Source organism: Paenibacillus hubeiensis, from assembly GCF_032334105.1.
Lineage (GTDB): Bacteria > Bacillota > Bacilli > Paenibacillales > Paenibacillaceae > Paenibacillus > Paenibacillus hubeiensis.
In genome coordinates this window covers 65,474-91,967 of the sequence record NZ_JAVYAE020000001.1, presented here as the reverse complement: position 1 = coordinate 91,967, position 26,494 = coordinate 65,474, and the positions used below count along the sequence as shown (strand labels likewise).

The window sequence follows — 26,494 nt, the reverse complement described above, 5'->3', positions numbered from 1 at the left end:
TCGGGTCGCAACGAAAAAGCTTGGCCGGAACATAAACCCCGGCCAAGCTTTTTTTTGGAATTGCATTATTTGAACCAGCCTTTTTCCTTCGAGCGCGTGATGGCTTCGATGCGGTTGCTTGCACCAAGCTTACCCAGAATGATGGAGATATAGTTGCGAACCGTGCCTGTCGTAATGAACAAGTGGCCCGCAATTTCCTTGGTGTTTTTGCCGTCGGCCATCAAACCGAGTACGGCATGCTCGCGTTCGGTTAAAGGGTTTTCCTCAACATAGGCTTCGTCTACCAGATCCGGGGCAAAAATGCGCCTGCCGTTCATGACCTGGCGGATCGATTCGGCAAGTTCTTCGATCGGACTGTCCTTCAGCAGGTATCCGCGCACGCCGCCCTTCAGGGCGCGTTCGAAATAACCGGTTCGGGCAAACGTGGTCAGAATGATCACCTTGCAGCTCATGCCTTTCAGTTCCTCCGCAGCTTCAAGGCCGCTTTTCACGGGCATTTCGATGTCCATCAGGCAAATGTCGGGAGCATGCTCGCGAACAAGCTCGAGCGCTTCTTGTCCATTGCTTGCTTGTCCGACGACCTGCATGTCATGTTCCAGATTGAGCAGGGAGGACAGGGCGCCAAGCATCATGCGTTGGTCCTCGGCGACGACGATTCGTATCATGTTTCTTCCTCCTTCATCGGTTTGCGCGTCAGTTTCGGGACGCGGATCACGAGTGTGGTCCCGTCCTGATCCGCACCGGATTGAATATCCAGGCAGCCGTTGACGAATTCAAGCCGTTCCTTCATGCCGAGAATGCCCGTGCCTCTGCGGTCCTTGCTCATGGTTTGTTCGATGCCGACACCATTGTCCTGCACGCTGAGCAGGTTATCCGACGGCGTTTCGTCAAGCCGGATGCGGCAAACGGTGGCCTGGCTATGTTTGACGACATTGGTTACGGCCTCTTTGAGGCACATGCCCATGACGTTTTCGTTGAGTTGAGACGTATCCTGCAATTTGGGATTCCCTTCAAACACATACGTGATCGAAGCTGCTCTCAATATTTGCTCGGCACGATGCAGCTCATCGACCAGCTGTGTGCCCCGCATCGTGGTAACCATCTCGCGCACTTCCTTGAGTGCGGTCGTCGCGGTTTGCCTCAGGTCGTTCAGCTCCGATTCGGCCTGATCGGGATTGATGCGCAGCAGTCGTTTGGCCAGATCGGTTTTCAGGCCGATCAGGGACAGCTTTTGACCAAGCGTGTCGTGCAGATCCCTCGCGATGCGCTGCCGCTCTTCCATTTTCACCAGCTCATCCAGCCGTTTATTGGCGCTCTCCAGTTGATCTTCGAGCTGTTCGCGCTTGTTTTTGTTATACATGTTGATGGGCAGCAGGATGGAGGCCACGAGACTGATAAAGACGAACGGCAGCTGGCTGAGCAGCAGGGTGCTGCGGTTGATAACCGCATAGTTCACCGTCATGAACATGGTCACGAGATGAATCAAATAGAGGGAAATGAAGCCGGCCCTGTTTTTGATCGATCCGATAAAAAAGGCCAGAAACAGCGAGAAATACGCATAATCGTAAACAATGGTCATCGTGATGGAGATGGCAATCAGCAGTCCGATCCACATGTAAACCTGCCACCCCCGAGTGATGGAGGCCAGCAGATAACAGGCAAAGAAAACCAGAATCATCACAATGCCCGTAATCATCGTCCATAGCTCGGAATATTGCGATATATAATAGAAGGGTAGGATAAAAAAGACAAGCCAGACGTACGGGTTCAAGCCGGTGTTTTTATAAAAAAGCTGCGTCCACTTCTGAATGAAACTCTCCTCCTTGAAACGTTAAACTGCATCAAACGCAACCGAACTTAGCCTGACTGTAGCATGACTCGGCCTCGAATACAAGCAAACGAAACGGACAGAGATTAGGATTTCTCTGTCAGACTCGCTTGCGTGGTTACGCGTATGGTGGAAGTGGAACGTGCCGGGAGAGCTCGGTTGTTTCGCTTTAGTTCGGCAAAGGTCATGAAACGTTTGCTGTCCTCGTCCCATAGACGAAAGCGCAATGCGGCCAGGCTGGTGCGCAGGGTGATCGTTGTCGCTTGCTGCAGCGGCGGCGTGGCATTATGCGCGTCTTCCAGGTAATAATTGGGGACGCGCGGACTCAGGTGATGGACGTGGTGGAATCCGATGTTTCCACTGATCCACTGCAGCAACCGCGGCAGCTTGTAGTATGAGCTTCCTTCAACAGCGGCCTTCACGTAGCTCCATTCGTCCTCATGCTCGAAGTACGTATCTTCGAATTGATGCTGAACGTAAAACAGCCAGATGCCGAAGAAACCGGAAAAGAAAAAGATCGGAGCTTGGACAAGCACAAAAGCCTGCCAGCCGACGGCCCAGCACATTAGCGCGTACAAGGCCACAATCAACACATTGGTCAGATACGTGTTCATCCGCTCTTTGCGGCGGGCCCCCTTGCGATTGAACCGGTAGGACAGCAGAAATACATAGAACGGACCAAGTCCAAACATGATGAGCGGGTTACGATAAAGGCGGTAACGCAGCCGCAGCCACGGGGAGGCCTCCCGATATTCCTGTGTGGTCATGACCCAGATGTCGCCGATGCCGCGTTTGTCCAGATTGCTGCTGGTCGCATGATGGATGGCGTGCGTTGCTTTCCACTGCTGGTAAGGGACATGGGTTAATACGCCGGTGATCGTTCCGAGCCAATCGTTGGCGCGTTTGTTTTTGAAAAAGGAGCCGTGGCAGCAATCATGGAAAATGATGAATGTCCGCAGCACGAAACCGGAAGCGACGATCGCGATCGGCAGCGTCAGCCAGTAGGACACGGACAGGCTGAAGTAGGCCGCCGCCCATAATAGAAAGAGTGGAAGCAATGTATTGAACAATTGGCGAATGCTTAGATGCATATCATGCTTTTCAAACGGAATGACTTCTTTTTTCAATGCAAGTTCTTTGGTTCTGTTCATGATGAATGCCCTCCTTGAATCGAATCGCTTTCATTGTAAAGGGAAAGGCGTATCATGGGTAAGTCATAAACGTCAGCGCCTGATCATGATAAACATCAGGGACGGAGCATGACATTTGTCATGGGTGTAGGGCTAATAAGAGAAATCCTTTGCACAAATCGCGCAACATTTTGTATTTTGTATACAAATTTTGCGCGGGACATGATAGAATCAATGCTTGGGTATACGTGGTAATATGACAATGGATTAAAAATAACATGACAGCGAGAGCTGATTTTCTGATGATTGGAAGGAATGTTGGATGAAAAAACGAATAACGGATATCGCTTATCTGATGGTCGGTGCTTTCTTGTTTGCGCTGGCCGTAAACCTGTTCATTATCCCGAATGATTTGGGCGAAGGCGGCGTAACCGGAATTACCATCATTTTATATTACTTGTTCGAATGGTCGCCAGGGTTGATGAACCTGATTCTGAACGGCATTTTGCTGGTCGTTGGTTATAAGTTTCTGGACAAAACGACGACGGTGTATACGATTATTACCGTGCTGTTCAACTCGTTGTTTTTGCATCTCACGGAGAGCTGGACGATCGATTCCAACGAGCTGTGGATTAATACGATTTTTGCAGGGGTATTTGCCGGTCTCGGCATCGGATTGATCGTACGCGTGGGCGGCACGACGGCGGGAACGGTCATTCTGGCGCGGATCGCCAACAAATATTTGGACTGGAGCATCAGTTACGCATTGTTGTTTTTTGACCTGATCGTGGCGTTTTCGTCGTTCTTTATTATTGGGGCCAAAGGTTTGATGTGTACGATCGTTCTGCTGTTTGTCGGGACAAAAATGATGGAATTCATCATTGAAGGACTCAATCCGAAAAAGGCGGTAACGATCATTTCGACCAAACAGGACAATATCGCCCGTCAGGTCATCGAGAAAATGGACCGCGGGGTTACGGTGCTTTCCGGGCATGGGTATTACACGAAAAATCCAAAGGAAATTTTGTATATCGTCATCAGCAAACAGGAAGTGCCTATGTTGAAAAAGATCGTGCGGGCAGAGGATACGGATGCCTTCATTACGATCCATGACGTGCGCGACGTATTCGGGGAAGGCTTCATTGAGTTGTCGAAAACGTAAGTGGAACGAAAAATAAGTGGATTTTAAGGAAGCCCTGGCGCAATAACGCCACGGCTTTTTTGCTTAAGGGATAGATGGATACGATAATAGCTGCTTGCGGCGTTTTGGGGATGTTTTTTCGCATGATGGCGTCCATTTGTATTATCAATTTCGCCGTTATTCGTTACAATTGTAGCTGTACCGGACTCATCGGCTAAAAACCGCAAAGGACATACACATGTTAGCGGAGAGGCAGAACCAATCTGGAGAAGCGAAGTGTTCGCCTTTATCCCCGGATTTTCCCCTTAGAAAAGGGGGATCAAAAAAATCCGGGGATAACAGCGATCGAAAGATGGTACTGCCCTCGCAGTGCTCTTGTGTGAATGACTAGTGCGGTTTATACGAAGGGTCTGGATACGAAGCCCGGATTTTAACCGTAGAGGGGAATGACAATCATGGCCGAGCGAACGATAGAACGGATGTCCAAGGAACAGCAGTATTTGGTGAAACAGTCCATGGCGATGATGGACCGCTTTTATGACGAACAGGCAGGGCTGCTCCGCAGTTTTGAAGAGAATTCCGCGCAGTACAGCACGCGTGCCAGCGCGCATTATGCGCTGGGTTTGCTGATACGTAATGAAACAGCCGACTTGGACCGTGCGATTCGTCTGCTGCATAACGTACTCGATATGCAATTCGATGCTCCCGAAGAAATTTATCACGGAACCTTTCGGACGAGGCCGGATGCGGCAGACCCGCCAAAGGGCAATTATCAATGGAAATCCTTTGCGCCGGGAACAGCACATTTTCTGGAGCAAACGTTCGATCGAATATCGGCGAAGCTGGCTCATGACTTGCAGGCAGAGGGAGTCATCCACGCTGACGCGGCTGATGCCAAACGCCTGAAACAGCTGTTCAGGAAGGCCGTGAATCAAGTACTGCCGCCGGTTTGGATCAGCTATGACCCGAACTGGAGAGAGTTCATTGCCTGCGTCTGCGCGGTCGCGACGGCGGAATTTGCCGATGTGCTGCCTGAATCGCTTTTGCAGCGCATGGACCATGCGATGGAACTGGCTGTGCAGGGTTCCATCGATCGCAGATTGTCCGATGCGATCCCCATGAACACCAACATCGAACTTATGCATATGTTCATCACCCATTATTACGGACATCGCTTCCAGCGGGAAGATTGGATGGAACACGCAGACAGGCAAGCAGAGGCGCTGCTGCGGGAATTTGATCAATACGGATCGTTTGCCGAGTTTAATACAACGACGTATTACGGGGTGGACCTGACCGTGCTGGGCATGTGGAGAAGATACGGGATCACCGAACGTTTCAGAGGGATTGGCGCCAAGATGGAGGCAGGACTCTGGAACAATATCGCGCTTTATTATAATGCCAACCTTGAAAATTTGTCCGGTCCTTTTGCCCGGGCGTATGATATGGAGATGAGGGAACATAGCTCCATCGGCGTATTTTTATATATGGTGCTTGGCGAAGGCTACGAATATCTCGCAGGCATGAATTGCGAATCAGGGCATGATCCGTTAATTGCGCTGGTTGGGGTGAACGTCCCGGATGAAGCGCTTCCATTTCTTCGGTCCCATCCGGGAGACCGCTTGGTGGTCAAGCAGTTTTTGGAGTTATGCGAGCGCAACGATCCAACAGACAATCGCACGCTTTGCACGGCCAAGGCCTGGATCGGCGCAAACCGCATGGTCGGAGCGATGTCCGGGAGCCGCAATACGAATGGCCAGATGCATCCGGCCACCGTCCATTGGCGGACGGATCAGGGCGAGAAATATTATTTGCGACTGATCCGGCGCGAGGTCGGCGAAGGATGGAACACCCATCTTCGAGGCATTACCTTTGATGCCGATGTCAGCGATAGTGCGCTGACGGTCGAGGTCGCGCTGGACACGACGGAGGAGATCGAGGTGTACTTCGAAATCCGAGGTCCCAATCTTCGTCCTGAGGACTTTACGCCGGCACGGTGGAATATGCCTGGCTTGAGCTGTGAGGTGCAGGCGGCCGCACCGGAACCGGAAATGTTGTTTTTTACGGAGCATGCCGAAATGGTTTACAGGTATGTGCCTGGAAAGACAGCGAATCGGATGAACTTTGCATTGAAGTTTTGTTGAGAGAATGGAATGATGTGAGAAACAAGTATGCCAAAAGGGGATGCTGCTGTCTTGAGATGGTCAGCACATCCCCTTTTTGGGGTTTACGCATACATGCTGCGTTCAACCTCGTTCAACGCGATGGAGATATCCTCGTTTGAGTTATCGATGTAAGCGATGGAAGAGGAAGGAAGCGGCCATGCAACCTGCTTGCGTGCCAGCGAGGCTGCAAACTTGTCCCAGTTGGCGAGTTTCCATTCATCTAGAGGAGATTGCCTTGCTCTAATCCGTTCTTTGTATAACGCTTCGCTGTTCAAATAAATGTATGCTACGCGCACGTCGGTATCTTGCAGCGAACGCCCGATACGGGCCAATTCCTGTTCGATCCAGTCCGGAGTCTGTGTTTCTTTGGTAAATGGTCCGACAACGATGGTGTCGATGCCAAGCGCTACGTTGTCTAGAGCGGCATCCATCGTGATGCGATAGCCGAGATCCCGGCAAAGCCGTTTGTATTCAGGCGAATCGCGGTCTGTCGGGTCCAGTCCCTGTAATGTCATGATTGCTTCGGCTGCTGGGCGCAGCAGGATGTCCATATCGAAAAATGCAGCTTTGCGCTGGCGGGACAACGCTTTGGCGAGCGTTGTTTTGCCGCTTCCGGCACCGCCGAGGAAAAAGATCAGTTTGCTCATGGGCATAGGCCTCCCTTATGAATCACACGCGAAGGCACAACGCGAGTTCAGTACCATCTTCCGATGAAGCTTTCGTTCAGAAAGCTTTTAGGCGAACGCTTCGCTCTTCTTCAGATTGGTTATGCCTCTCCGTTAACGTGTGTATGTTTTTTTGCAGTCTATATAATTCGTTTATTATATCAGGACAAAAAGGGGATAGGATAGTTTTCATGGGGGCGCGCTGGACAGAAAAGGGAGAATCAGGTAATATCATACCTAGAATATCTATGCATAGTTTTCCGAGGTATATATTTTGGAACTCATTCTGATGCAGAAGGAGCAGAATGATGGAGAAAGGGGCGTGAGCATACGTTGAACGTAAACAAACAGATGATCAAAGGCAGTACGGAAACGCTTATTCTGACATTGCTGCAGGATAAGCCCTTGTACGGTTACGAACTGATCAAAGAGCTGCATCGCCAATCCGATGGCGTATTTAATCTGAAGGAAGGCACGTTATATCCGATTTTGCACGCGATGGAAATCGCAGGTTGGGTGGAGTCCTATTGGCAAGAGGTCGAGGGCCGCAAACGCAAATACTACTCGATCCGCAAAGAAGGCATTCAGGCGTTGGAGCATAAAAAAGCGGAGTGGCGTCTGTTCCGGCGCGCCGTCGATCGGGTGCTTGGAGAAGGAGGGCTGACATGAGCCATAGAGATGCGAGAATCGAGCATTATTTGGATCAAGTCTGCCGGCAGGTCAAGGCTCGCGAGGTTCATCCGGATCTAAGGGATGAGATCGGCAGCCACCTTGACGAGATTTTTTACGAGCGGCAGCAGGAGGGGGACACGCCGGAGCAAGCAGCATCTTATGCTATTGCACAGATGGGAGACCCGTTGACCATCGGCAAAAGCATGCACCGGCTTCACCGGCATCGCATCCATTGGGGCGTGGTGTTGGGGGTGCTTGCCTTGTTTTCGGTGGGATTGCTGTTAATGTGGATTTATGCAACACGTTTGGCGGTACCGACGTATGAGGGGCTTTACGTTAATTATCTTGCTTATAGCGGCATTGGGATCATTGGATTGTTTTTCTGCATGTTTTATGATTACCGGAAGTGGAAAAAAGCGGCCTGGGGCCTGTACATCTTGATCATTGTGCTGTTATGGATAAATCCATGGCTATCTTCAGTCACCAATATTATCAACAGTTTTAGATATATTTCCCTCCCCCTTGGATTCTCCCTAGATCTTTCCACGGCGGCAGCCTGGATATTGCCGCTCAGTATCGGGGCAATCATGTTGGATAAATTGAGTGTTGAAGTCAACAAACAGTCTGTGCTCGCTTATTTGGGGCTGATGGCGTTACCCGTACACTTGTTCATTCAGCTGAATGATTGGGTAAGGGCCTTGTTGTTTGCAATGATTTCGGTTCTGATGTTTGCATGGATTACGAGGACATGGATACTGAGCTTGCTTGCGGTTATTTCAGCTGGAGTGATCGCAACCATAATCATGTTTATTTCTGGCTCGTATGGTCCTTTTGAACGTTTTAGGATGCTCCCCAATTGGATGACTGACCCTTACGGACAGGGGTATTATAATTACAATATCCTCCACATTTTAAAATCTGCCGGGTGGTGGGGCAATGGTCTGAATATTGCATCTAACCAATTCAGATCCATGTATTACAGTTACCCCGGCGTTGCACTTATTGACGTATTTGGCTGGACAGCAGGTATTGCCCTGTTGATCGGCGTCATCTGGTTCGTGGTTACCATGTTAAAAGCTAGTTTACGTGTCAAGGACAAGTTTGGACAGATGATCATAGTGGTCATTACACTAATGTTTATGGTTCAAATGGTATATTCGCTTGCCTTAACCACAGGATGGGTGCCTATTTTTAGTATTACGTTCCCGATTATCGGTTATGGAGGGAGTCGGTTGATTTTTGAATATGCCATGATTGGCTTGCTGCTCGGCGTATATCGTCGCAAAGACACGATTTCTCTCGCATACGGCAAGGAGGGAAGGCTAACAGAGAGCAAATAACAGCATCGTTCCTATCTTTAAAGAAATCATGTTTCAATACAATGACTTTTAGCGTTACATAAGAACATACGGGCGATGCCAGCTGCAGCAGCAGCGGCTTCACCCTTGCGTCGATGTAGACGGGAACCAAATGTGCCTCAAATTCACCCAGCCTTGGCTGTTAAACGACAACCCTCGTACTGAGGGTAGATAAGCCGTTTCCATTGGTTTTTCGGAAAGGGTGATGAGTAAATGTTCTTTGGCGAGTTCTTCCTCGATCTTATCCAGAACGGACATGCGTTCATCTCCTTCCGGTGAGGTCATGACGAATCGCAGCATGTTCTGGATAACGTGTTTGGCCGTATCGTGCAAATGCTCCGACAAAGTGAGGTACAGGTCATACCTGCGCAGCTCTTCGTCCCGGTCGCGGATCAGCGAAAAGAGGATCAGATCCGATTCCAGCCGCAGTTCTCCTTTGAATTGTTCCATGGGCGCGGAACGAACGGTACAGTTGAAACCATGCTGCTGCAGCTTCTCCGCAATGATCGCAGCGTTTTGCCTGTACTGCGGAATGGTTGCAATGACGAGTAGGGGCGCAGAGCCATCGGCAGCATCTTTCGCTGAAGGGAGCTCATCCATGAACTTGTGCGAAGCGGAAGACGATGCTGTCTGAATGTCATTTCTCTCGGAAAGAACGCCTGTAAGGCAAGCGTATACGCGTGCCCGTACGGCCGGATCGCGAAGCGGTCCGGTTTTTTGCGTATTGCAGGTCATCAATTTGCGCACGGTTACGCCTGCTCCAACTTGACTCCATTCGTTCCCGGAAGGGTTGGACGGATTATGCACCAGATGGAAAAATGGGGTTTCTTCGTTATGATGCTCTGCCAGTTCATGGCGCGAACTCCAAGGAATTTGCAAGATTTCAACCCGGTCCAGATGCGCCCTGCCTTGAAAATAAGACGGGAATGCTTCCAGCATGCAAACATGCCGGTCCCAGCGGGTGACTTTGAATGGCCCGGTTCCGATGGGGATAGACATGGCGGTCGGATCATCCGCCGCAGTCTCCGCATCCGATGGAAACTGCCCGGAAGGCACGATGGCAGCCCGACTCGTCGATAGAAAGGGCAGGAACAGTTCATGCGCCGTATGTAACTTGAAGCGCACGGTTAAGGGATCAAGCGCATCAATCGTCTGAATCTGCCTGCTCACATCCCGGTAAAGAGTGCGGCGTTCGGTACGCTTTAGCCGTTCGAAGGTAAACACCACGTCGCTTGCGCCAAATGTCCGGCCGTGGTGGAACGTAATGCCTTTGCGCAAATAAAACGTCCAGGTTGTCCGATCCGCGCTCACATCCCAAGTATGGGCAAGGCTAGGAGAGATTTCCCCCTGTTCCCCACGCTGCACGAGGCCATCAAAAATATGGCTCGTCACAAACGATTCGGCCAGCAAATTGATATAGAGCGGATCGAGTGCGTGCAATTGCTGCCTGAGCGGCAGTCTCAGCGTATCAATCGGTTGGTTGTTGCTACCCGCCTCGGTGTGGTGGCCCAAATAACCGAGCAGCCACTGGTTCAGCTGTTCCTGCAGCAGGCCAGAATCGACAAACGTGCCAATCTGCTCGGCAGCCTGTTTTACATCGCGGCGGTTCATCGCTTGCAGCATGTACTGGGAAGCGATTTGTTCCGCAGGTGCAAGAAGGGTGAGCGTCGATCGTTGTCCACGGCCACGGCGGGAGGCCCAGTCGATCCAGCCGGCGGCTGCCATTTTCTTGACGATCGTCAGTGTGCTCCGATGCGTACAGTCCAGCAGCTCGGCCAGCTCGTCGAGCGTCACTTCATTTCTGGCCGCGTGACCATATCGATGATGCAGCTGCAAATACTGTTGCTCGAGTTTCATGATGGAATGCCTCCAGTCCGGGAAATAGTAGTTTGTAAAATAAGAAGTTTTCCGAATCGAATTTTCTATTTATCTTCTTATTTTACCATCTAGAATGGAGAGAAGAACATCTAAATGGAGGGCATTTCCATGATTGAGAACATGTTGTCGTCTCCCAAAAGGGCGCCGATTACGCTATTGGCAGCGATCGTGCTGGCTATACTACACCAGTATTTGTTTTTTGAGAAAACGCCGGGGATATCCTATCCGCTCTTTGTCATCCTGTTTTACGGCTTTATGTTGTCCTTTGCCAAAGACCGGTTGCGGGCGAAGACGTATATGGACTTATTTTTCGCCGGGAGTATTCTACTTTTATCGCTAACGCTTGTGTTATTTGATAACCCGCTGTTCCGCATTCTTAATGTTATGGCCGTACCTGGGCTTGTTTCTTTACATATGGCATATTTGCTTGGACGAAAAAAGCGGAATTGGTGGGAGCCCGGCTTGATCGGAACGGCTTTGGACCATTTGCTGCCGCAATCCATCCGGCACTGGAAAACGCTCGTCCTGATGGCATCCAAAACGGGCGGTAAAGGTAAAGGCATAAACCGGACGCAAAAAGCGATTGTGCTGAAAATATTGGCAGGGCTTGCGATATCTTTTCCGATCCTGATCATCGTATTGTCATTGCTCAGCTCGGCGGACGGCATTTTCAGCCAACTTGTTTCCGGCATTCCGCAATGGCTGGATCAATTATCGTTTGGGGAAGGTTTCCCGCGAATCGTATGGGTGGTCGTTGCAAGCTTGTTGTTTTTCGGATACGTATGGGGATTTGTGCAGCCTATGACGTATGAGGCCGAGAAAAGAGAGAATGCTCATTGGAAAAACGGAATGAAGGTTTACGGACCAATGCCGCTTGAAACGGGAACGGAAACGGATCCAGCGGGAGACGCAGCTACTAAAAAGGCAGTGGCAGGCCAGTTTTATGGAGCTCAGTCAACCAATCCGCAGCCCGTGAAGCTGGATCCGTTGATCATGGGGACAATCCTTGTGGTTATTAACAGCGTGTATGTACTGTTTGTGTTCGTGCAGTTTGCGTACCTGTTCGGGGCGGGGGAAGGGAACCTGCCATCGGGAATGACGTACGCGGAATATGCTCGCAGCGGCTTTGCGGAGCTGGTATTGGTCACGGGCATCAATTTTGTCATTTTGACGATCGCTTTGCAGTTCACCAACACGGTTGGAAGCGTGGGCACGCGTGTCCATCAAGTGCTGTTGTTTATTACGGTTGGATGCTCAGCCATCATGCTCTACTCGGCATTTGCGCGTCTGCTGCTTTATGAGCAGGCTTACGGCTACACCTACATCCGTTTTCTGGTACATGCGTTTATGATCTTTCTTGCGTTTCTATTGCTGATTGCCAGTTTGCGCATTGTACGCACAACGTTTCCGATGTGGCGCTGGGTTCTGGCGCTCTCCTTGACGGCCTATGTCGCAGTCAACTATGTTGGCATGGATCGAATCATTGCCGAGCGGAATATCGAGCGTTACCATCAGTCTGGGGACGTGGATGCATCTTATCTGGCAGGATTGTCTGCCGATGCCGTTCCGCTGCTGAGTGACTTTGCAAGGAAAGAAAACGAGGAATTGAAAGCATTGCTGCTGGAGCGGCGGCAGCAGCTGGAGGCGGATGGCTCGGTTCATTCATGGCCTTCGTTCAACATTGCCAAATATCGGGCCCTGCATGAATTGCAAACATTGGCAGCAGAAGAGTAACACAAATGTTGCCGTGATTTTATGCAAAATCGATATGTAAGTGTTATAATGTAAAAACGAATATATGAAGGGGGTGAATCTCTTGTTTGAGCTTCACGAATGGTTGCCGTATATTTTCTCCATCGGCCTGATCGTCACGGTGAGTTACGCATATATTGCGCATTTGCACTGCGGACTGGCCGAGTTCTGGGTGAAGGGCGGAGCCGGTGATTATTGGGGCTCCGGCCCGCCGGCGATGCCGATTGAAACGCAGCATAAGCCCGAAAGTTTTTGTCGCAAGGTCAGACGCAGACAGGCCCCGGATGACGATGAACCCGATTGTCACTCCTCGTTGAATGGACGGATGGACAACACACAACGAGGAGGATTTAAATGGAGCATCAATCGAACAAGAGATTCACGCTTAATACTGGACGGTTACGTATACTTGGTTTAATGGCGGCGCTGCTGGCGGTATTGGTATTATCCGGCTGCAGCGGCAACGTGACGGAAATCAACTCATCGACGCCTGGCTTTTTCAATCACTACGTGGTCTTCCCGCTGTCCTATCTCATTCAGCATATCGCCACTTTTTTTGACGGAAGCTATGGGGTAGCGATCATTCTGCTTACGCTGGTCATTCGTCTTGCCCTACTTCCGCTTATGATGAGACAGGCCAAGTCCCAGCAGGGGACACGGGCGATCATGAACAAAATGAAGCCGGAGCTGGACGCCCTCAAGCAGAAATACGAAGGCAAGTCCGATGCGGCCAGCCGCCAGAAGCTCTCGGAAGAAACGATGGCCTTGTACAAAAAGCACAATTTCAATCCGCTGAATATCGGCTGCTTGCCGCTCTTGATCCAGCTTCCGATCTTGTCAGGCATCTATACAGCCATCCGGTTGACGCCGGAGCTGTCGTCGCATTCGTTTCTCTGGTTCAAGCTGGGTTCGCCCGACATTGCGCTCGCCATCGTGGTAGCGGTCATTTATTTGATCCAGTCCAAAGTATCGCAAGCCAACATGCCGCCTGAGCAGCGAAAACAGTTTGCGATCATGGGATACATTTCTCCGCTGATGATGGCCTTCTTTTCGTTCTCTGCTCCTGCCGCAATGCCGCTATATTGGACAGTCGGCGGATCATTCCTGCTGCTGCAGACACTCCTGTTCCGCAAGCTGTATCCGGTGGACGTTCCGGAAGAGCCGGCAGAGGTGCCAACGAAAAAGGTCAAATCGGGAAAAGCGAAACCGGCGAAATCCTAAGTTGTTTGGCATAGGCGCAGTACAATATGAAGAACAAGTAATCCAATGGCTATAGCAAAAAAGCCTGGTCCGTGATGGATCAGGTTTTTTTTGTATCCCCTCATTGCCACCTGGTTTGACTGAAGAATCAGGATCGATGGTTTCGGGATAACATATGTTTCTGGCAATTGACCATCATGCAGACCCGTCGGATAATTGGAAGCGGGAGACAAAATGCCAAATCAGCTCCCGCCGCGAGGAGACGCCCGTTTTGGAAAAAATCGATTTCAGATGATCCTGCACCGTGTATGCCGATATGTGCATGGCTGCGGCAATGTCTTTGGACGAATAGCTGCGCAGGACAAATCCGAGCAGCTCCCGTTCGCGGGTTGTGAGCCCATGACGCTCCGCCAGCAAAGGCAGCAGTTCCTGCGGCATCGCCTGCTCCAGCCTAATGGCAACCTGGTCAGGACCGGACGACGTTTGCATACGGCTTGCTTGCAGCACCAAATAACGTCCGTCCGGAAGCTGAAAACAGGTTTTGGAAGGGGAGGCAGCGGCCTCACGGCAAATGACGTGGGAGCTGACGGCCCGAACCGGGCGAGGCAGGACGTCGGGGCCAATCTGCTCAAGCAGCCGCATCTGGGTTAACCAGTATCGGGCGGCCATGTTAATAGACAGCAGGTCGAGTTTATGCGATACGATCATCAAACCCGGCTCGACGGGGCTTTCACTACGGATTTCGTCCAACAGGGTCAGGCTGGTCAAGCGCAGCATGCGCGCCATCGATTCTGCCGCTGCCGCGATGAACTGTTGTTCTTCTTCGGTAAACCATGGTTGACCCGCTCTGCGATAAAGGGTCAGATATCCCCAGCATGCGCCTTCGCTGACCAGTACGGTGCGCAGCTCGTCTCCGAATCCGGCAGGCAGCAGAATGCGGTCATAGCGTGGACTGTATTGCGATCGTTCGTGAACCGCTTCGCTCAAGCGGGCCGCGTGTTTCCCCGTACGGATCATATCCGCGTATTTATGGTGGTCCTCTTCGGCATATTCGTTCAGAAACAGTTGGTTATGGATCGATTCGATGCCGGCTTCCGTCACCGCCCCTGTGGACAAAAGCGTCTGGGGATCTACGGTCGTAAAACAGTAGGCATCATAGGGAACGATGTTTTGAATTCGATGCAATACGGTTTCCCGATAGGTGCGCGATGTCCAGGTTTCTTTTTCGAGAGAGGTGATGCGATTTAAACTGCGGTCCGGGTATGCGATCAAACGAAGACCTCCTTTATCGGAAATATCCCAGCCTTCTGGGATGGTTGTTCATATGCATCCTTCTATAATGAATTTAGGGCATATAGCCGTCAAGCCGAACTTACAACCGAAGGAGGGTGACACCCATGAAAGAACAATCTGCCCCGATGAGTTGGGATACCGTTGACGGACGTCGCTACGAGCAATCGATCGCGCATAAAATACCGGGGTACGACCGGATGCATCAGCTGATGGAGCGGCTGCTTGCCGCAACGCTGGAAAACCAAACCGCTGCCAGACTGCTGGTAACCGGAGCGGGAGGAGGGAAAGAAATCACGCTGCTCGGGAAACGGCATCCAGGCTGGACGTTTGTCGGCGTGGATCCCTCGGCTCCGATGATTCGCCTTGCGCAGCAGCGGGTTCACGAAGCAGGCTTGGAATCCCGGGTTCAATTGCACGATGTGACGCTGGAGGAACTGCAAGCGGGCGATCGGTATGATGGGGCAACAAGCATGTTGATGCTGCATTTCATCCAGGGCCTGGAAGCGAAGCGACGATTTTTGAACGAGGTGGCGAATCGGCTTAAGCCAGGTGCACCCTTGATCGTTTCCTCCGTGAATGCAGATCTGGCCTCGCCAGCCTACCCGGCCGTCATGAATGCCTGGAAAAGGCACATGCTTGAAGCGGGTGTTCCCGCCTCGGATTGGGAGCGTTTTGCTGCTTCATTAGGTCATGAATCCGATCCCGTCTCGGGCGAAGAGCTGGTTCGCTTGCTTAGGGACTGCGGATACAAAAATAGTACACGCTATTTTGGAGCGTTCTGGGTGGAGGGGTACTATGCCATCCGTGCATGATTATCAGGCCGAAAAAGATCAAATTTGGGTCATCGGCGGTTATGGCCAAGTCGGCAGCATGGTTTGCACTGTGCTCGCCCGTTCGTTTCCAGGCAAAGTATGGGCGGCAGGCACGCGGCTGGAAAAAGCCATAGAATTCAGCCGCTCCACGGGCGGAGCAGTTCAGCCTTTGCTGTTGGACGTAAGAAAGGGAGTCGATCCCGCCAAATTAAAAAACGTCAAGCTGGTGGTCATGTGCGTCGACCAGATGGATACACGATTCGTGGAAGCCTGCGCGCAGGCCGGGACGGATTATATGGACATATCGGCAAAAGGAGATTTTCTGGCTTTGGTGGAGCCTTTGCACCAAAGATTGCAGAAAGGCAAAGCGACCGCGATGCTCAGCGTCGGGTTGTCGCCGGGGGTGACCAATTTGCTGGTGCGCGCAGCCGGAGCCCATATCGACGAAGTGCTTGAGGTGGATATCACGGTCATGCTTGGTCTGGGGGAGAAACACGGCAAAGCAGCCGTGGAATGGACCGTAGATCAGTTGAATGCCTCGTACCAGGTTATGGAGAACGACAAACTCGTGCTTGTTCGCAGTTTTATGGACGGCAAATCCATTGATTTCGGGCCAAAGCTCGGGAAGCGCAAAGCCTATCGCTTTAATTTTTCCGACCAGCACACGGTTGCCCGCACGCTCGGAATTCCGACGGTATCTACCCGGCTGTGCCTGGATTCCCGCTTCATGACCGGATTGATGTCTTTGGCGCGCAATATTGGCATGTTCCGTTTGCTAAGCGTACCGTCGATCCGTAACGGCACGGTCAAAGCGTTTGACCTGCTGCCCGGCGGTGAAGAGATGTACGCCGTCAAAGTCGATGCCAAAGGCAAGCTGCACGGGAAAGACGTTCAGGTGGAGCAGCTTCTGGTCGGACGCCGGGAAGCGGATGCGACCGCAGCCGTGGCAGCGGCCGTGGCCGAACGCATGTACAGGGAGAGAGCGCCGCATGGCGTCTATCATCTGGAGCAATGTTTTACGCTGGATGACATTCAGAAGGAGCTTGCCGAACCTCTAGAAGTCACGACTAAGGTAATTTAAGCGCAAACATGTTTTTGCCGCCGTTCCCGATCTGTTATGATGGGACAAAGAAGACAGGGGACGGGGGGAGAACGTGGAACCCATTGCGGTATTGCCGTATTACAAAGTGCAGCGCGAGGTGACGGGCATCTCGCAGGAGGTGCTCCTGAGCCATCGTTCCATGGTGTTATATGCTGATCGAATCGTGACGAAATACCGGGAATTCGACCTCGTCAACGTGTTCGATATGTCTTTCCGGCGAATGGGAAAGGAAGGCGGTTTCTTTTATTTGCACACAAGCACGGGAGTGTATCCCTACATGGTGCATGTAGACCCCAGACCCTTCATTCAACGGTTTCATTTAATCAAAATGAAAAAGCGCCCTTGACCTTTCCGCTGCGTCAAGGTTTATCCTCGGTTTAGAGCATCGACATTCTAAACTAAAGGAGCCGTGAAACGATGGGGATATTGATCAGGCAGGTCAACATTCTGAGCATGAAGGATGAGGAAAGTGCCTATTTGGGAGATATCCGGATGGAGGGAGACCGGATTGTCGCGATGGGTTCACAAGTCTCCGCCGAGCCGGGAGACGACATCCTGGAAGGGAACGGAATGCTCGCCATGCCGGGATTGATCAACGCGCATCAGCATACGCCGATGAGTCTGCTGCGGGCGTTCTGCGACGATTTGAAGCTGATGGACTGGCTGGATCGCAAGATGCTGCCCGCGGAAGCCCGGATGACGCCGGAAGACATTTACTGGGGCGCCAAGCTGTCCATGGCCGAGATGATCCGGTCGGGGACGACGGCTTTTGCAGACATGTACATTCATATGGACGAAATCGCGGAGGCGGTTGCCGAGACAGGCATGCGTGCTTCCCTTACGCGGGGCATGGTATTTATGGAAGACGATGGGGGAGCCCGGCTGCGGGAGGCGGTGGACCTCGTACAGCGCTGGTCCGGCCAGGCAGAAGGCCGCATTACGACAATGTATGGCCCGCATTCCCCGTACACTTGCCCGCCCGGGCCGCTGCGCGAAGTGATTGAAATGGCGGGGAGCGAACAGGTGCCGATCCATATCCATTTGGCCGAAACCCGGGAAGAAACGGTCAAGATTCGCGAAAAGTATGGCATGACGCCTGCCGAGTATCTGGAGAACACAGGTTTGTTTGAAAAAACGCATGTGCTGCTCGCCCACGGGGTGCACTTGAACCGCCGCGACATCGCCAGGTTAAAGGGCATGCGCGGCGGCGTCGCCCATAACCCGGTCAGCAATTTGAAACTCGGATGCGGCATCGCTCCGATCACGGACATGGTGGCCCAAGGCGTTGCCGTGGGGCTGGGCACGGACGGTGCCGGAAGCGCAACGACGGTGGACATGTTCGAAGGGATCAAGGCTGCGACGTGGCTGCAAAAGCTGGACCATGGCGACCCTACGAAGCTGCCGGCACGGGAGGTGCTGCGGATGGCGACGAGCGGCAGCGCCTATCTGCTCAACCTGCATGAAGACGTCGGCGTGCTGGACGTTGGCCGCAAAGCGGACCTGATCCTGATCGACCTGCGAAAGCCGCACCTTCAGCCGATGCACAACGTCGAATCGCTGCTCGCTTACAGCGTGAATGGAGCCGACGTGGACACAACGATCGTGAACGGACGCGTGTTGATGAGACACCGCGAACTGCTGACGCTGGACGAAGAGATCGTGCTGCATGAAGCGAGAAAACGGGCAGCGCGGATCGTCGAAGGAATATGATAGAATCATCGTTTGGTGCAATTTCCTATTGTCGCAGAGTATGCTCCGGGCCTTAAAGGCTCGGAGTTTTTTGGTGTTTCAAGTCATAAGCGTTTGAGCGCGAGGTTTGAATGCGCCACATCATGAATTTTTATGCAGGATATATCCCGTTTGTCGAAGCAGAGGATCATCTGATAATATAGATGTGATGTTGAAAGAATCGTCAGAATGCAATGATATATAAACCGCAAAAACATCCACACGTTAACGGAGAGACAGAACCAATCTGGAGAAGCGAAGCGTTCGCATTTATCACCGGATTTTCCCCTTTAAAAAAGGGATTCAAAAAAATCTGGGGGTAATAGCGATCGGAAGATGGTACTGTACTCGCAGTGGCCTGGTGTGATTGATTATTGCGGTTTATATTGATAAAATATTCAATTTCGCAGGACAAGGTTCGTCTGGCGAATAACCGCATCGATAACGCAAGTGATGCACCTCTATGTGAATCGTTGAACATGTTTTTCAAGGCAACCAATGAACACTATTTTATCAAGAATGGAGTTATCCGATGAAATATCGCAGCATGGAAGATTGCATTATCGATTTGGAACGGCACGGGCATCTTGTCCGGGTCAAGGAAGAGGTTGATCCCCATCTGGAGATGGCTGCCATCCACCTGAAGGTTTACGAGGCGAAAGGGCCGGCGCTGCTGTTCGAAAATGTGAAAGGCTCCAAGTTCCCGGCCGTATCGAATTTGTTCGGCACGATCGAACGCAGCAAATTCATGTTCCGCAGCACGCTGGACGACGTACAGCGTGTGATTGGCGTAAGGAACGATCCGATGAAGGCGCTCAAGTCGCCGTTTCAACACGTTCGCACAGCCCTCGCAGCTTGGCAGGCGCTGCCCAAAGAGAAGTCGATCAGTTTGCCGGTGGCCGCACAAGAGATCCAGATTTCCGATCTTCCGCTGATCAAACACTGGCCCATGGACGGCGGGGCGTTTGTCACGCTCCCTCAGGTGTATTCGGAGGATCCGGACAAGCCGGGCATCATGAACTCGAATCTTGGCATGTACCGGGTGCAGCTGAGCGGGAACGAGTATGAGATGAACAAGGAAATCGGACTGCATTACCAGATCCATCGCGGCATCGGCATTCATCAGGCGAAGGCCGTGAAAAAGGGAGAGCCGCTGAAGGTCAGCATTTTTATCGGCGGTCCGCCTGCGCATACGCTGTCGGCCGTGATGCCGCTTCCGGAAGGGCTCAGCGAAATGACCTTTGCCGGCCTGCTTGCCGGCCGCCGTTTCCGCTACAGTTACAAGGACGGGTATTGCATCAGCAACGACGCGGACTTTGTGATTACGGGGGAGATCTACCCAGGTGAGACGAAACCGGAAGGCCCGTTCGGTGACCACCTCGGCTATTACAGCTTGACGCATCCATTTCCGCTCATGCGGGTGCACAAAGTATATGCCAGACCAGGCGCAATTTGGCCATTCACGGTGGTTGGCCGTCCGCCGCAGGAGGATACGTCTTTCGGAGAATTGATTCACGAAATAACGGGCGATGCCGTCAAACAGGAAGTTCCCGGCGTCAAAGAAGTCCATGCGGTGGATGCCGCAGGGGTTCACCCTTTGCTCTTTGCCATCGGAAGCGAGCGGTATACGCCGTATCAGAAAGTGAAGCAGCCTACGGAGCTGTTGACCATCGCCAACCGCATTCTGGGTACAGGGCAGCTTAGTTTGGCGAAGTATCTTTTCATTACGGCCGAGGACGAGCAGCCGCTCGACACGCATCGCGAGATCGAATTCTTGTCCTATATTTTGGAACGCATGGATTTGCAGCGCGACATCCATTTTCAGACGAATACTACGATCGATACGCTCGATTATTCCGGGACGGGACTGAACAGCGGCAGCAAAGTCGTGTTTGCGGCATACGGGGACAAGCGGCGCGAATTATGCAGAGAGGTTCCCGAATCGCTGAAAGAGATTCGCGGATACGAGAACCCGCGACTCATCATGCCGGGAGTGGTCTGCATGCAAACGGACGCATTCGTCGATTACGCAGACGCGGAGCAGCAAATGCGGCAATTGACCGATGCACTCCAGGAACGGGGAGCGGAAGACGGCTGTCCCATGATCATCCTGTGCGATGACAGCACCTTCATGAGTGCGAATCTGAGCAATTTTTTATGGGCTACATTTACTAGAAGCAATCCTTCCCATGACATATATGGTGTGAACAGCAGATATAGCCACAAACATTGGGGCTGTGATCAGGTCATTATCGATGCACGCGTCAAACCGCATCAAGCTCCGCCGCTGATTCCGGATCCCGCCGTGGAGAAAAGCATTGAACGACTTTTCGCCAAGGGTGGAAGCCTGGCTTCGGTCAACATTTGATTCCGCGAAAAAGCCCAGACATTTAGGTTTGGGCTTTTTCCTATGGTCCCAATGACCTGTGTAGACCCGGGATTTATTTCAAATTCGAAATGAGAATAAAGTCTTACTCGTTCATATTTCCCACCGTGATTAAGGTCATTAGAACTATGGAGAAACCTCGCTGAATATTCGATATTAAGTAATATAGATGTTTCGAGGCCCTGTTGCATTGGGGACTGTACTATAATGATCGTTCAGGGGGAAGCGGATTTGAGAATACATATTTTGAGTTTGCAGGATGGCGATCGTCTCTCTGCAGATACATTTAGCGATGCAGGACTGCACGTTCTGGGCAAGGGGACGGTTCTCAAAAGCGATGACATCACCCTGCTGATGCAGCATCGGGTGGAGTACGTCGACATTGTGGACCGCGAGCAAGGAGAACCTGTTGCAAATGGCGATACAGCAGCTGTGGATGTCCCTGGAATCAGCAAGGAAGAACCGCCGGAAGAGGAAATGAAGCCCCAATTTGTTCAAACCGTACATAACTATCAAAATGCTTTTTTGGAAGCACTCACCGTAGGCAAATTCAACGCCACGATGGTGGACGATGCGCTTCAACCCATGGTCGACGGATTGGACGAGCAGAAGGATGTCGTTCATCTGCTGATGATGCTGGAGCGGGATGACGTCAACAACTATACGCACTCGATTCAGGTTGGACTGTTGTCGTTCTATATTGCGACTTGGCTTGGCTATTCGCAGGCAGAGAGCTATGTCATCAGTCGCGGCGGGTATTTGCACGATATCGGCAAATGCAAGGTATCCCACCGGATTCGCAACAAGCTGGAACCTTTTACGCTTGAAGAGCAGCTTGAATACCAGCGTCATACGATCTACGGGCACGATATTATCAAAAGCTCCATGACCGACGAAACAACGGCGCTGGTAGCCCTTCAGCATCATGAACGTGAGGATGGCTCGGGTTATCCGCAGATGCTTGACCACAAGGACATCCATCCATACACTCAAATCGTATCCGTGGCCGATGTGTATATCGGCATGAGATCCGGCAAACACGGCAGCAGCAATCCAAACCTGATCAACAATTTGCGTGATATCTATGCGATGGGTTTCGGCAAACTGAACGGGAAGGCCGTTCAAGCCTTGATGCAGCACTTAATGCCTAATTTCATCGGCAAACAGGTGGTACTGAGCAATGCGGAGAAAGGTGTTATTATCATGAATAACAGCTCAGATATTTTCAAACCGCTTGTCAAGGTCGAATCCGGCCAATATCGCGACTTGTCCAAGGAGCGTAATATCGACATTAAGGAATTGAAGATCTAGCAAAGGAACGCTTCTCGGCACTGGCTACTTGCTTCATATGAAACGGGACTCCTGCACCAAATCAGGAGTCCCGTTTTTGGCTTGCGTGCCTGGGGTTCATTGTGTTTGCTTCAGGGCAAGCACTATACTAGGAGAAACCAGGAAATGGAACCGGTGGAGGGAGTTGTTCCGATGATTGAAGTCCAGACAGAAACGATGATCCATGCTCCGATGGAGCGTTGTTTTGACGCGGCCAGAAACATTGACTTGCATACCCGAACGGTCTGGAAACATACGCGGGAACGGGCAGTCGCAGGAGTGACCACAGGCCTGATCGGCGCAGGGGAGAGCGTCACGTTTGAAGCAACCCACTTCGGCATCCGGCAGCGGCTGACTTCGCGCATTGTAGAGTTTGACCGGCCTTTTCTATTCGTGGACCAAATGGAGAAAGGGGCCTTTAAGAGCATGCGCCATGTGCACTCGTTTGAACAACGGGATAATCAGGCCATCTGCATGAGGGATACGCTAATATTTGAGGCGCCTTTAGGCGTTCTGGGTATGATCGCCGAGCGATTGGTCCTTCGGAAATACATGCATGCCTTTCTGAAAAGCCGAAATGCCCGGCTGAAAAACGTTTTGGAAAGTGAATGGTATATTACGTCAAATGATTGAAACGGAGGCTAACCTATGGAAAATGAATATTTCGTCGGTTGGGGTACGTTAGCTTTGATTAATGCAGGGCTCGCACAAGGCAAAAACCGAAGCGGGCTGAACCGGTTTCTGATCTCGCGGCTGTGCGGCCCGCTCGCAACACGGTTTATCGTGGTGTGGAACAAACTTGAGAAGCAGGTATGACATCGCGTGATGGAGAATGCAGAGCCGTGTTACTATTTTCGTTGGCGTGTGCGCTCATAACCCCATACGAACAAGGCTAGGCCGCTTACGGAAGCGCCAAGCCAACTAACCCCGCTCCATCCTGCCCATGCGTACATTTGCGTAGAGGCGATGGAGCCTGTGGCGCTGCCGATGGAATAAAACACCATGTATGCGGCAGTGAGGCGGCTTTGGGCTTCGGGGCGCTCCCTGTAGATCAGGCTCTGGTTCGTCACGTGAATGGCTTGTACGGCGAGGTCCAGGAGCACGACGCCGACAATGAGGTAGCCAATGGAGTGATACAGCAGACCTATTGGCAGCCAAGAGGCCAGAAGAATGAGCACCGCGATCAGCGTGACGCGCTGGCCGTATCCGGCGTCCGCCAGTTTGCCGGCCTGAGCCGCGGCGAAAGCTCCGGCAGCACCGGCGAGGCCGAAGGCGCCGATGGCCGTATAGGATAAAGACAGCGGTGCCGTGCTCAAAGGCAAAACCATCGAAGTCCACAGAATGCTGAAACACGCAAAAATAAGCATGGCGAGCAGAGAACGCACGCGCAGCACCGGCAGTTCGCGATACAGCCGGAATACGGAACGAATCGTCTGCACATAACTCAGCTTTGACTTGGGGAGCTTGTGTTTTGGGAGCAAGACAAACAAAGCGATGCCGCATACAATCGTGAAACCTGCGGAAAAAAGGTAAACGGACCGCCAGCACAGCCAGTCGTTCAACGTCCCGGCAACGGTGCGTGCCAGCAATATGCCGATGACGATGCCGCTGGTCACCAAACCTACCGTGCGTCCGCGTTTGGCTTCCGGGCTAAGCGTCGCTGCGGCAGCAACCATCGTTTGTGCAGCGACGGCAAGCGTGCCGACCGCGGCGATGCCGATGAGCATGGCGGTTATGGACGTAGAAGCAGAAACCCACACCAGGGCCAGAGCCGATATGCCCATTTGAACGGCAATCAGTGTGCGTTTGTCAACCAAGTCGCCGAGCGGTACCAGCAGCAGCAGACCTGCAGCATAACAAACCTGGGTTACGGTAACGACGATACCGATCGCGGAAGCCGAGACATGAAAGTCGCTGGCAATGGAGTCCAGCAGCGGCTGGGCATAATAAATGTTTGCGACGGAAAGGCCGCTGCAGAGGGCTAACAAAAGAACGACGTATCCGGGCAAAGCAGCAGGGGTTTCCCTGGAAATACGAACTTGTCGCACCGAATTGCTCATGATCAAGCTCCCTTCAGGATGTGAAAATAGTAAGGATTCACCTTATAATGTACCGATCGATACATAATAAAGCTGAATAAGACGATAAGGCATGATCGGATATAATGTCAATAAAAATCTAGGTAACCAGTTCTAATCATCAAAAATGGATGGTAAAGACTTGACGGTGAACGTCAAAATTTTTAAAATATGAATTATACTGAACGGTAATAAAAGGTGGGTTGTCAATGGTTAGAACACGCGAGTTTGATACCGAAAAAGCGTTGGATGCGGCCATGCATGTGTTTTGGGAAAAAGGATTCGAAGCTGCATCGCTGAGCGATTTGACCAGCAGCATGGGCATTCAGCGTCCCAGCCTCTATGCGGCTTTCGGGGACAAAAAAGAACTGTTCGAAAGCACGCTGCGCAGATATAACGCCCTGCATGCATCCCGAATCAAAGCCAAGCTGCAGCAGGAGTCCTCCGTTCGAGCTTCGTTCCGCACCTTGTTCGAAAGCATCGGGACTGCTGAGGAAGAAACGGGGATAAATAGAGGTTGTTTTTGCATTAATACGATGGTTGAACTGGCTCCGCATAATCCGAGGTTTGCCGTGCTTACGCGTGAGCATCAGATGTATCTTGCCGCCATTTTTAAAGAAGCGATCGCGAGGGGGCAGGAAATGGGGGAACTATCCGGGACGCTGGATGCACATGCCGTGGCTCAATCGCTCGTCGTTTCGATGATTGGTCTGACGGTCATGATGAAATCCGGACCGGATCAGACGTTTATTCGGCAGAGCATCGATATGGCGCTGTCCGTGCTGGAAGGTGGAGAGCGATGATCCAAACGACGAGCAAGCTGCTTGAGCGATTGAAATCAAACACAGCCCCGGATGCGGCGATCATTGACGCCCATTGCAAAGTGATTTCAAATTACGGGGATCGGTCGGACGCTGCCGCATTGCTGCGAGTTTTTATGGAGCGGCCCGAGGATTATCGTTATACCGCGCTGCTTGGACCAGTGATGCGATGTGGTGACCGGGATTTGGCGGAACAATTGTACCGATTCGCGTTCGAACACGGAAGATTGAAACCGGAGATGCCGTCGGAGCTTCTGCATGTTCTTGGTTATATGGAATATCCCCTGGATACGAATTACCTGGTAGATTGCGTACTTGAAGGGGATTGGTACCTGTCGAAAGATGCGTGCCTTGCTTTGCTGCATTTGTCTTGCGAAGAGCAACACCACCGGCTGGAAGAGGCGGTGGAACAAGTGGTCGGGCAGGCGATTTTCTCGGAATTTTTGCCTGCATTGTGCGTGAAGTGGGCTCCTGCGGCGGATATGGTTCCCCGACTTGTCGAGTGGGGGAATCGTGCATCGACCGACTGCAATGCAGGATTGGTTCTGGGAATTGCCCTGTACGGCCCCTCCCAGAAAGAGGTGCTTAAACGTCTGTTGTTGGAGCCTCGCTGGGATTTGTGCCAGAACGGAACAGGCAGTCATTGGTGGGCATATATGGCGATGCCATTGACAGGATTGAGTGTTCGTGAATTGATCGCCGAGCTGCGGCTAAACGAACCGTACACGGCTTCAGATCATCCGGCGTCTGCACCCTGTGCAAACAGGAGCGATTCTGCCCAATTTTCGGCAGTGCACCGATATCAGGTGCTTCATGATTTGTTGCAATTCACAATGGAAGCTCCGGATCATCCGCTTCGGCATGCACAAAAGCTGCAGGAATCGATGGAAGATCTGTACCAGCAGTTGTTTGCATGGAGCACGCCGCATGAAGATGATTCCATTATGGGCCGGATTGGATTCGATTTGGGCATAAATCATTTCATGATTGACCGTTATAGCGATCTTCGTTCCAAAATGGAGATGTGCATTAGCCTAGAACTGGAACAGGGTGAACGCCGCTGACTCTCTTACCCTTAATCTGTAACTTTATGAAACTTTATGTATATTCAAACGTATGAAAGGCAAAGACGTGTATCTTTCCCGAATAACGTTGA

Annotated in this window: 24 protein-coding genes; 17 read left to right on the top strand and 7 right to left on the bottom strand. The window is 51.8% G+C overall.

What is annotated here, in order from left to right; genetic code table 11:
* Positions 1-65 precede the first annotated feature (65 nt).
* The 3 genes from RSX24_RS00380 to desA form a co-directional block, all read right to left on the bottom strand.
* Positions 66-665 (bottom strand): response regulator transcription factor, encoded by a 600-nt coding sequence (locus RSX24_RS00380; RefSeq protein ID WP_236419494.1) that lies wholly within the window; start codon positions 663-665, stop codon positions 66-68.
* Complete coding sequence (locus tag RSX24_RS00375; protein ID WP_339278375.1) at positions 662-1,810, bottom strand: sensor histidine kinase; 1,149 nt, start codon at positions 1,808-1,810, stop codon at positions 662-664. Before RSX24_RS00375 ends, RSX24_RS00380 begins: the two co-directional genes overlap by 4 nt.
* 104 nt (positions 1,811-1,914) lie before the next feature.
* Positions 1,915-2,979, bottom strand: a complete 1,065-nt coding sequence (gene desA / locus RSX24_RS00370) for a Delta(5) desaturase DesA (RefSeq protein WP_290371475.1) — start codon at positions 2,977-2,979, stop codon at positions 1,915-1,917.
* 301 nt (positions 2,980-3,280) lie between these two features.
* On the opposite strand from desA, the gene RSX24_RS00365 reads away from it, so the two are divergent.
* Positions 3,281-4,120: a YitT family protein gene (locus RSX24_RS00365; protein ID WP_236419495.1), complete on the top strand. Its 840-nt coding sequence runs from the start codon at positions 3,281-3,283 to the stop codon at positions 4,118-4,120.
* A gap of 434 nt (positions 4,121-4,554) precedes the next feature.
* A complete protein-coding gene (locus RSX24_RS00360; protein ID WP_343259373.1) occupies positions 4,555-6,243 on the top strand; it encodes a DUF8769 domain-containing protein in 1,689 nt (562 codons plus the stop codon).
* 83 nt (positions 6,244-6,326) lie between these two features.
* On the opposite strand, the gene RSX24_RS00355 is transcribed toward RSX24_RS00360, so the two are convergent.
* Entirely contained in the window at positions 6,327-6,911 is a 585-nt protein-coding gene (locus RSX24_RS00355; RefSeq protein WP_343259372.1) for a P-loop nucleotide/nucleoside kinase family protein, read from the bottom strand.
* Positions 6,912-7,262: 351 nt separating this feature from the next.
* Between RSX24_RS00355 and RSX24_RS00350 the strand changes: the two genes are divergently transcribed.
* Together RSX24_RS00350 and RSX24_RS00345 are read left to right on the top strand one after the other, a co-directional pair.
* Positions 7,263-7,598 (top strand): PadR family transcriptional regulator, encoded by a 336-nt coding sequence (locus RSX24_RS00350; RefSeq protein ID WP_339278376.1) that lies wholly within the window; start codon positions 7,263-7,265, stop codon positions 7,596-7,598.
* Positions 7,595-8,941: an FtsW/RodA/SpoVE family cell cycle protein gene (locus RSX24_RS00345; protein WP_343259371.1), complete on the top strand. Its 1,347-nt coding sequence runs from the start codon at positions 7,595-7,597 to the stop codon at positions 8,939-8,941. Before RSX24_RS00350 ends, RSX24_RS00345 begins: the two co-directional genes overlap by 4 nt.
* A gap of 99 nt (positions 8,942-9,040) precedes the next feature.
* On the opposite strand, the gene RSX24_RS00340 is transcribed toward RSX24_RS00345, so the two are convergent.
* Complete coding sequence (locus tag RSX24_RS00340; RefSeq protein ID WP_343259370.1) at positions 9,041-10,816, bottom strand: ABC transporter substrate-binding protein; 1,776 nt, start codon at positions 10,814-10,816, stop codon at positions 9,041-9,043.
* A 129-nt stretch (positions 10,817-10,945) separates the two neighbouring features.
* Here RSX24_RS00340 and RSX24_RS00335 point away from each other — a divergent pair, with 129 nt between their 5' ends.
* From RSX24_RS00335 to yidC, 3 genes are all read left to right on the top strand, one after another.
* Positions 10,946-12,571, top strand: coding sequence for a DUF4153 domain-containing protein (locus RSX24_RS00335; protein ID WP_343259369.1), 1,626 nt, complete (start codon positions 10,946-10,948; stop codon positions 12,569-12,571).
* A gap of 82 nt (positions 12,572-12,653) precedes the next feature.
* Complete coding sequence (locus tag RSX24_RS00330; protein WP_343259368.1) at positions 12,654-13,007, top strand: hypothetical protein; 354 nt, start codon at positions 12,654-12,656, stop codon at positions 13,005-13,007.
* Positions 12,944-13,810, top strand: coding sequence for a membrane protein insertase YidC (gene yidC / locus RSX24_RS00325; RefSeq protein WP_236419511.1), 867 nt, complete (start codon positions 12,944-12,946; stop codon positions 13,808-13,810). The genes RSX24_RS00330 and yidC overlap by 64 nt, the downstream gene beginning before the upstream one ends.
* A gap of 174 nt (positions 13,811-13,984) precedes the next feature.
* Here yidC and RSX24_RS00320 read toward each other — a convergent pair whose 3' ends face one another.
* The gene (locus tag RSX24_RS00320; RefSeq protein ID WP_343259367.1) at positions 13,985-15,061 is read right to left on the bottom strand and encodes a LuxR C-terminal-related transcriptional regulator; all 1,077 of its coding nucleotides are present in this window, start codon (positions 15,059-15,061) and stop codon (positions 13,985-13,987) included.
* A 125-nt stretch (positions 15,062-15,186) separates the two neighbouring features.
* Here RSX24_RS00320 and RSX24_RS00315 point away from each other — a divergent pair, with 125 nt between their 5' ends.
* The 8 genes from RSX24_RS00315 to RSX24_RS00280 all read left to right on the top strand — a co-directional run bounded on the left by RSX24_RS00315 (position 15,187) and on the right by RSX24_RS00280 (position 23,255).
* On the top strand, positions 15,187-15,894 hold the full coding sequence (locus tag RSX24_RS00315) for a class I SAM-dependent methyltransferase (RefSeq protein ID WP_236419514.1): 708 nt from the start codon (positions 15,187-15,189) through the stop codon (positions 15,892-15,894).
* Positions 15,878-16,975 carry a saccharopine dehydrogenase family protein gene (locus tag RSX24_RS00310; protein ID WP_236419516.1) on the top strand — a complete coding sequence of 366 codons (1,098 nt, stop codon included), beginning with the start codon at positions 15,878-15,880 and terminating at the stop codon, positions 16,973-16,975. The genes RSX24_RS00315 and RSX24_RS00310 overlap by 17 nt, the downstream gene beginning before the upstream one ends.
* A 73-nt stretch (positions 16,976-17,048) precedes the next feature.
* On the top strand, positions 17,049-17,342 hold the full coding sequence (locus RSX24_RS00305; RefSeq protein ID WP_236419518.1) for a hypothetical protein: 294 nt from the start codon (positions 17,049-17,051) through the stop codon (positions 17,340-17,342).
* 71 nt (positions 17,343-17,413) lie between these two features.
* Positions 17,414-18,706 carry an amidohydrolase gene (locus tag RSX24_RS00300; RefSeq protein WP_343259366.1) on the top strand — a complete coding sequence of 431 codons (1,293 nt, stop codon included), beginning with the start codon at positions 17,414-17,416 and terminating at the stop codon, positions 18,704-18,706.
* Between the two features lie 550 nt (positions 18,707-19,256).
* Complete coding sequence (locus tag RSX24_RS00295; RefSeq protein WP_343259365.1) at positions 19,257-21,092, top strand: UbiD family decarboxylase; 1,836 nt, start codon at positions 19,257-19,259, stop codon at positions 21,090-21,092.
* 249 nt (positions 21,093-21,341) lie between these two features.
* A complete protein-coding gene (locus RSX24_RS00290; RefSeq protein ID WP_339277830.1) occupies positions 21,342-22,421 on the top strand; it encodes an HD-GYP domain-containing protein in 1,080 nt (359 codons plus the stop codon).
* A gap of 144 nt (positions 22,422-22,565) precedes the next feature.
* Positions 22,566-23,072 carry an SRPBCC family protein gene (locus RSX24_RS00285; RefSeq protein WP_343259364.1) on the top strand — a complete coding sequence of 169 codons (507 nt, stop codon included), beginning with the start codon at positions 22,566-22,568 and terminating at the stop codon, positions 23,070-23,072.
* A gap of 15 nt (positions 23,073-23,087) precedes the next feature.
* Positions 23,088-23,255 (top strand): hypothetical protein, encoded by a 168-nt coding sequence (locus RSX24_RS00280; protein ID WP_236419527.1) that lies wholly within the window; start codon positions 23,088-23,090, stop codon positions 23,253-23,255.
* A gap of 32 nt (positions 23,256-23,287) precedes the next feature.
* Here RSX24_RS00280 and RSX24_RS00275 read toward each other — a convergent pair whose 3' ends face one another.
* Positions 23,288-24,499, bottom strand: coding sequence for an MFS transporter (locus RSX24_RS00275; protein ID WP_343259363.1), 1,212 nt, complete (start codon positions 24,497-24,499; stop codon positions 23,288-23,290).
* 227 nt (positions 24,500-24,726) lie between these two features.
* Between RSX24_RS00275 and RSX24_RS00270 the strand changes: the two genes are divergently transcribed.
* Positions 24,727-25,320 (top strand): TetR/AcrR family transcriptional regulator, encoded by a 594-nt coding sequence (locus tag RSX24_RS00270; RefSeq protein WP_236419530.1) that lies wholly within the window; start codon positions 24,727-24,729, stop codon positions 25,318-25,320.
* Complete coding sequence (locus RSX24_RS00265; protein WP_343259362.1) at positions 25,317-26,402, top strand: hypothetical protein; 1,086 nt, start codon at positions 25,317-25,319, stop codon at positions 26,400-26,402. Before RSX24_RS00270 ends, RSX24_RS00265 begins: the two co-directional genes overlap by 4 nt.
* Positions 26,403-26,494: the final 92 nt, after the last annotated feature.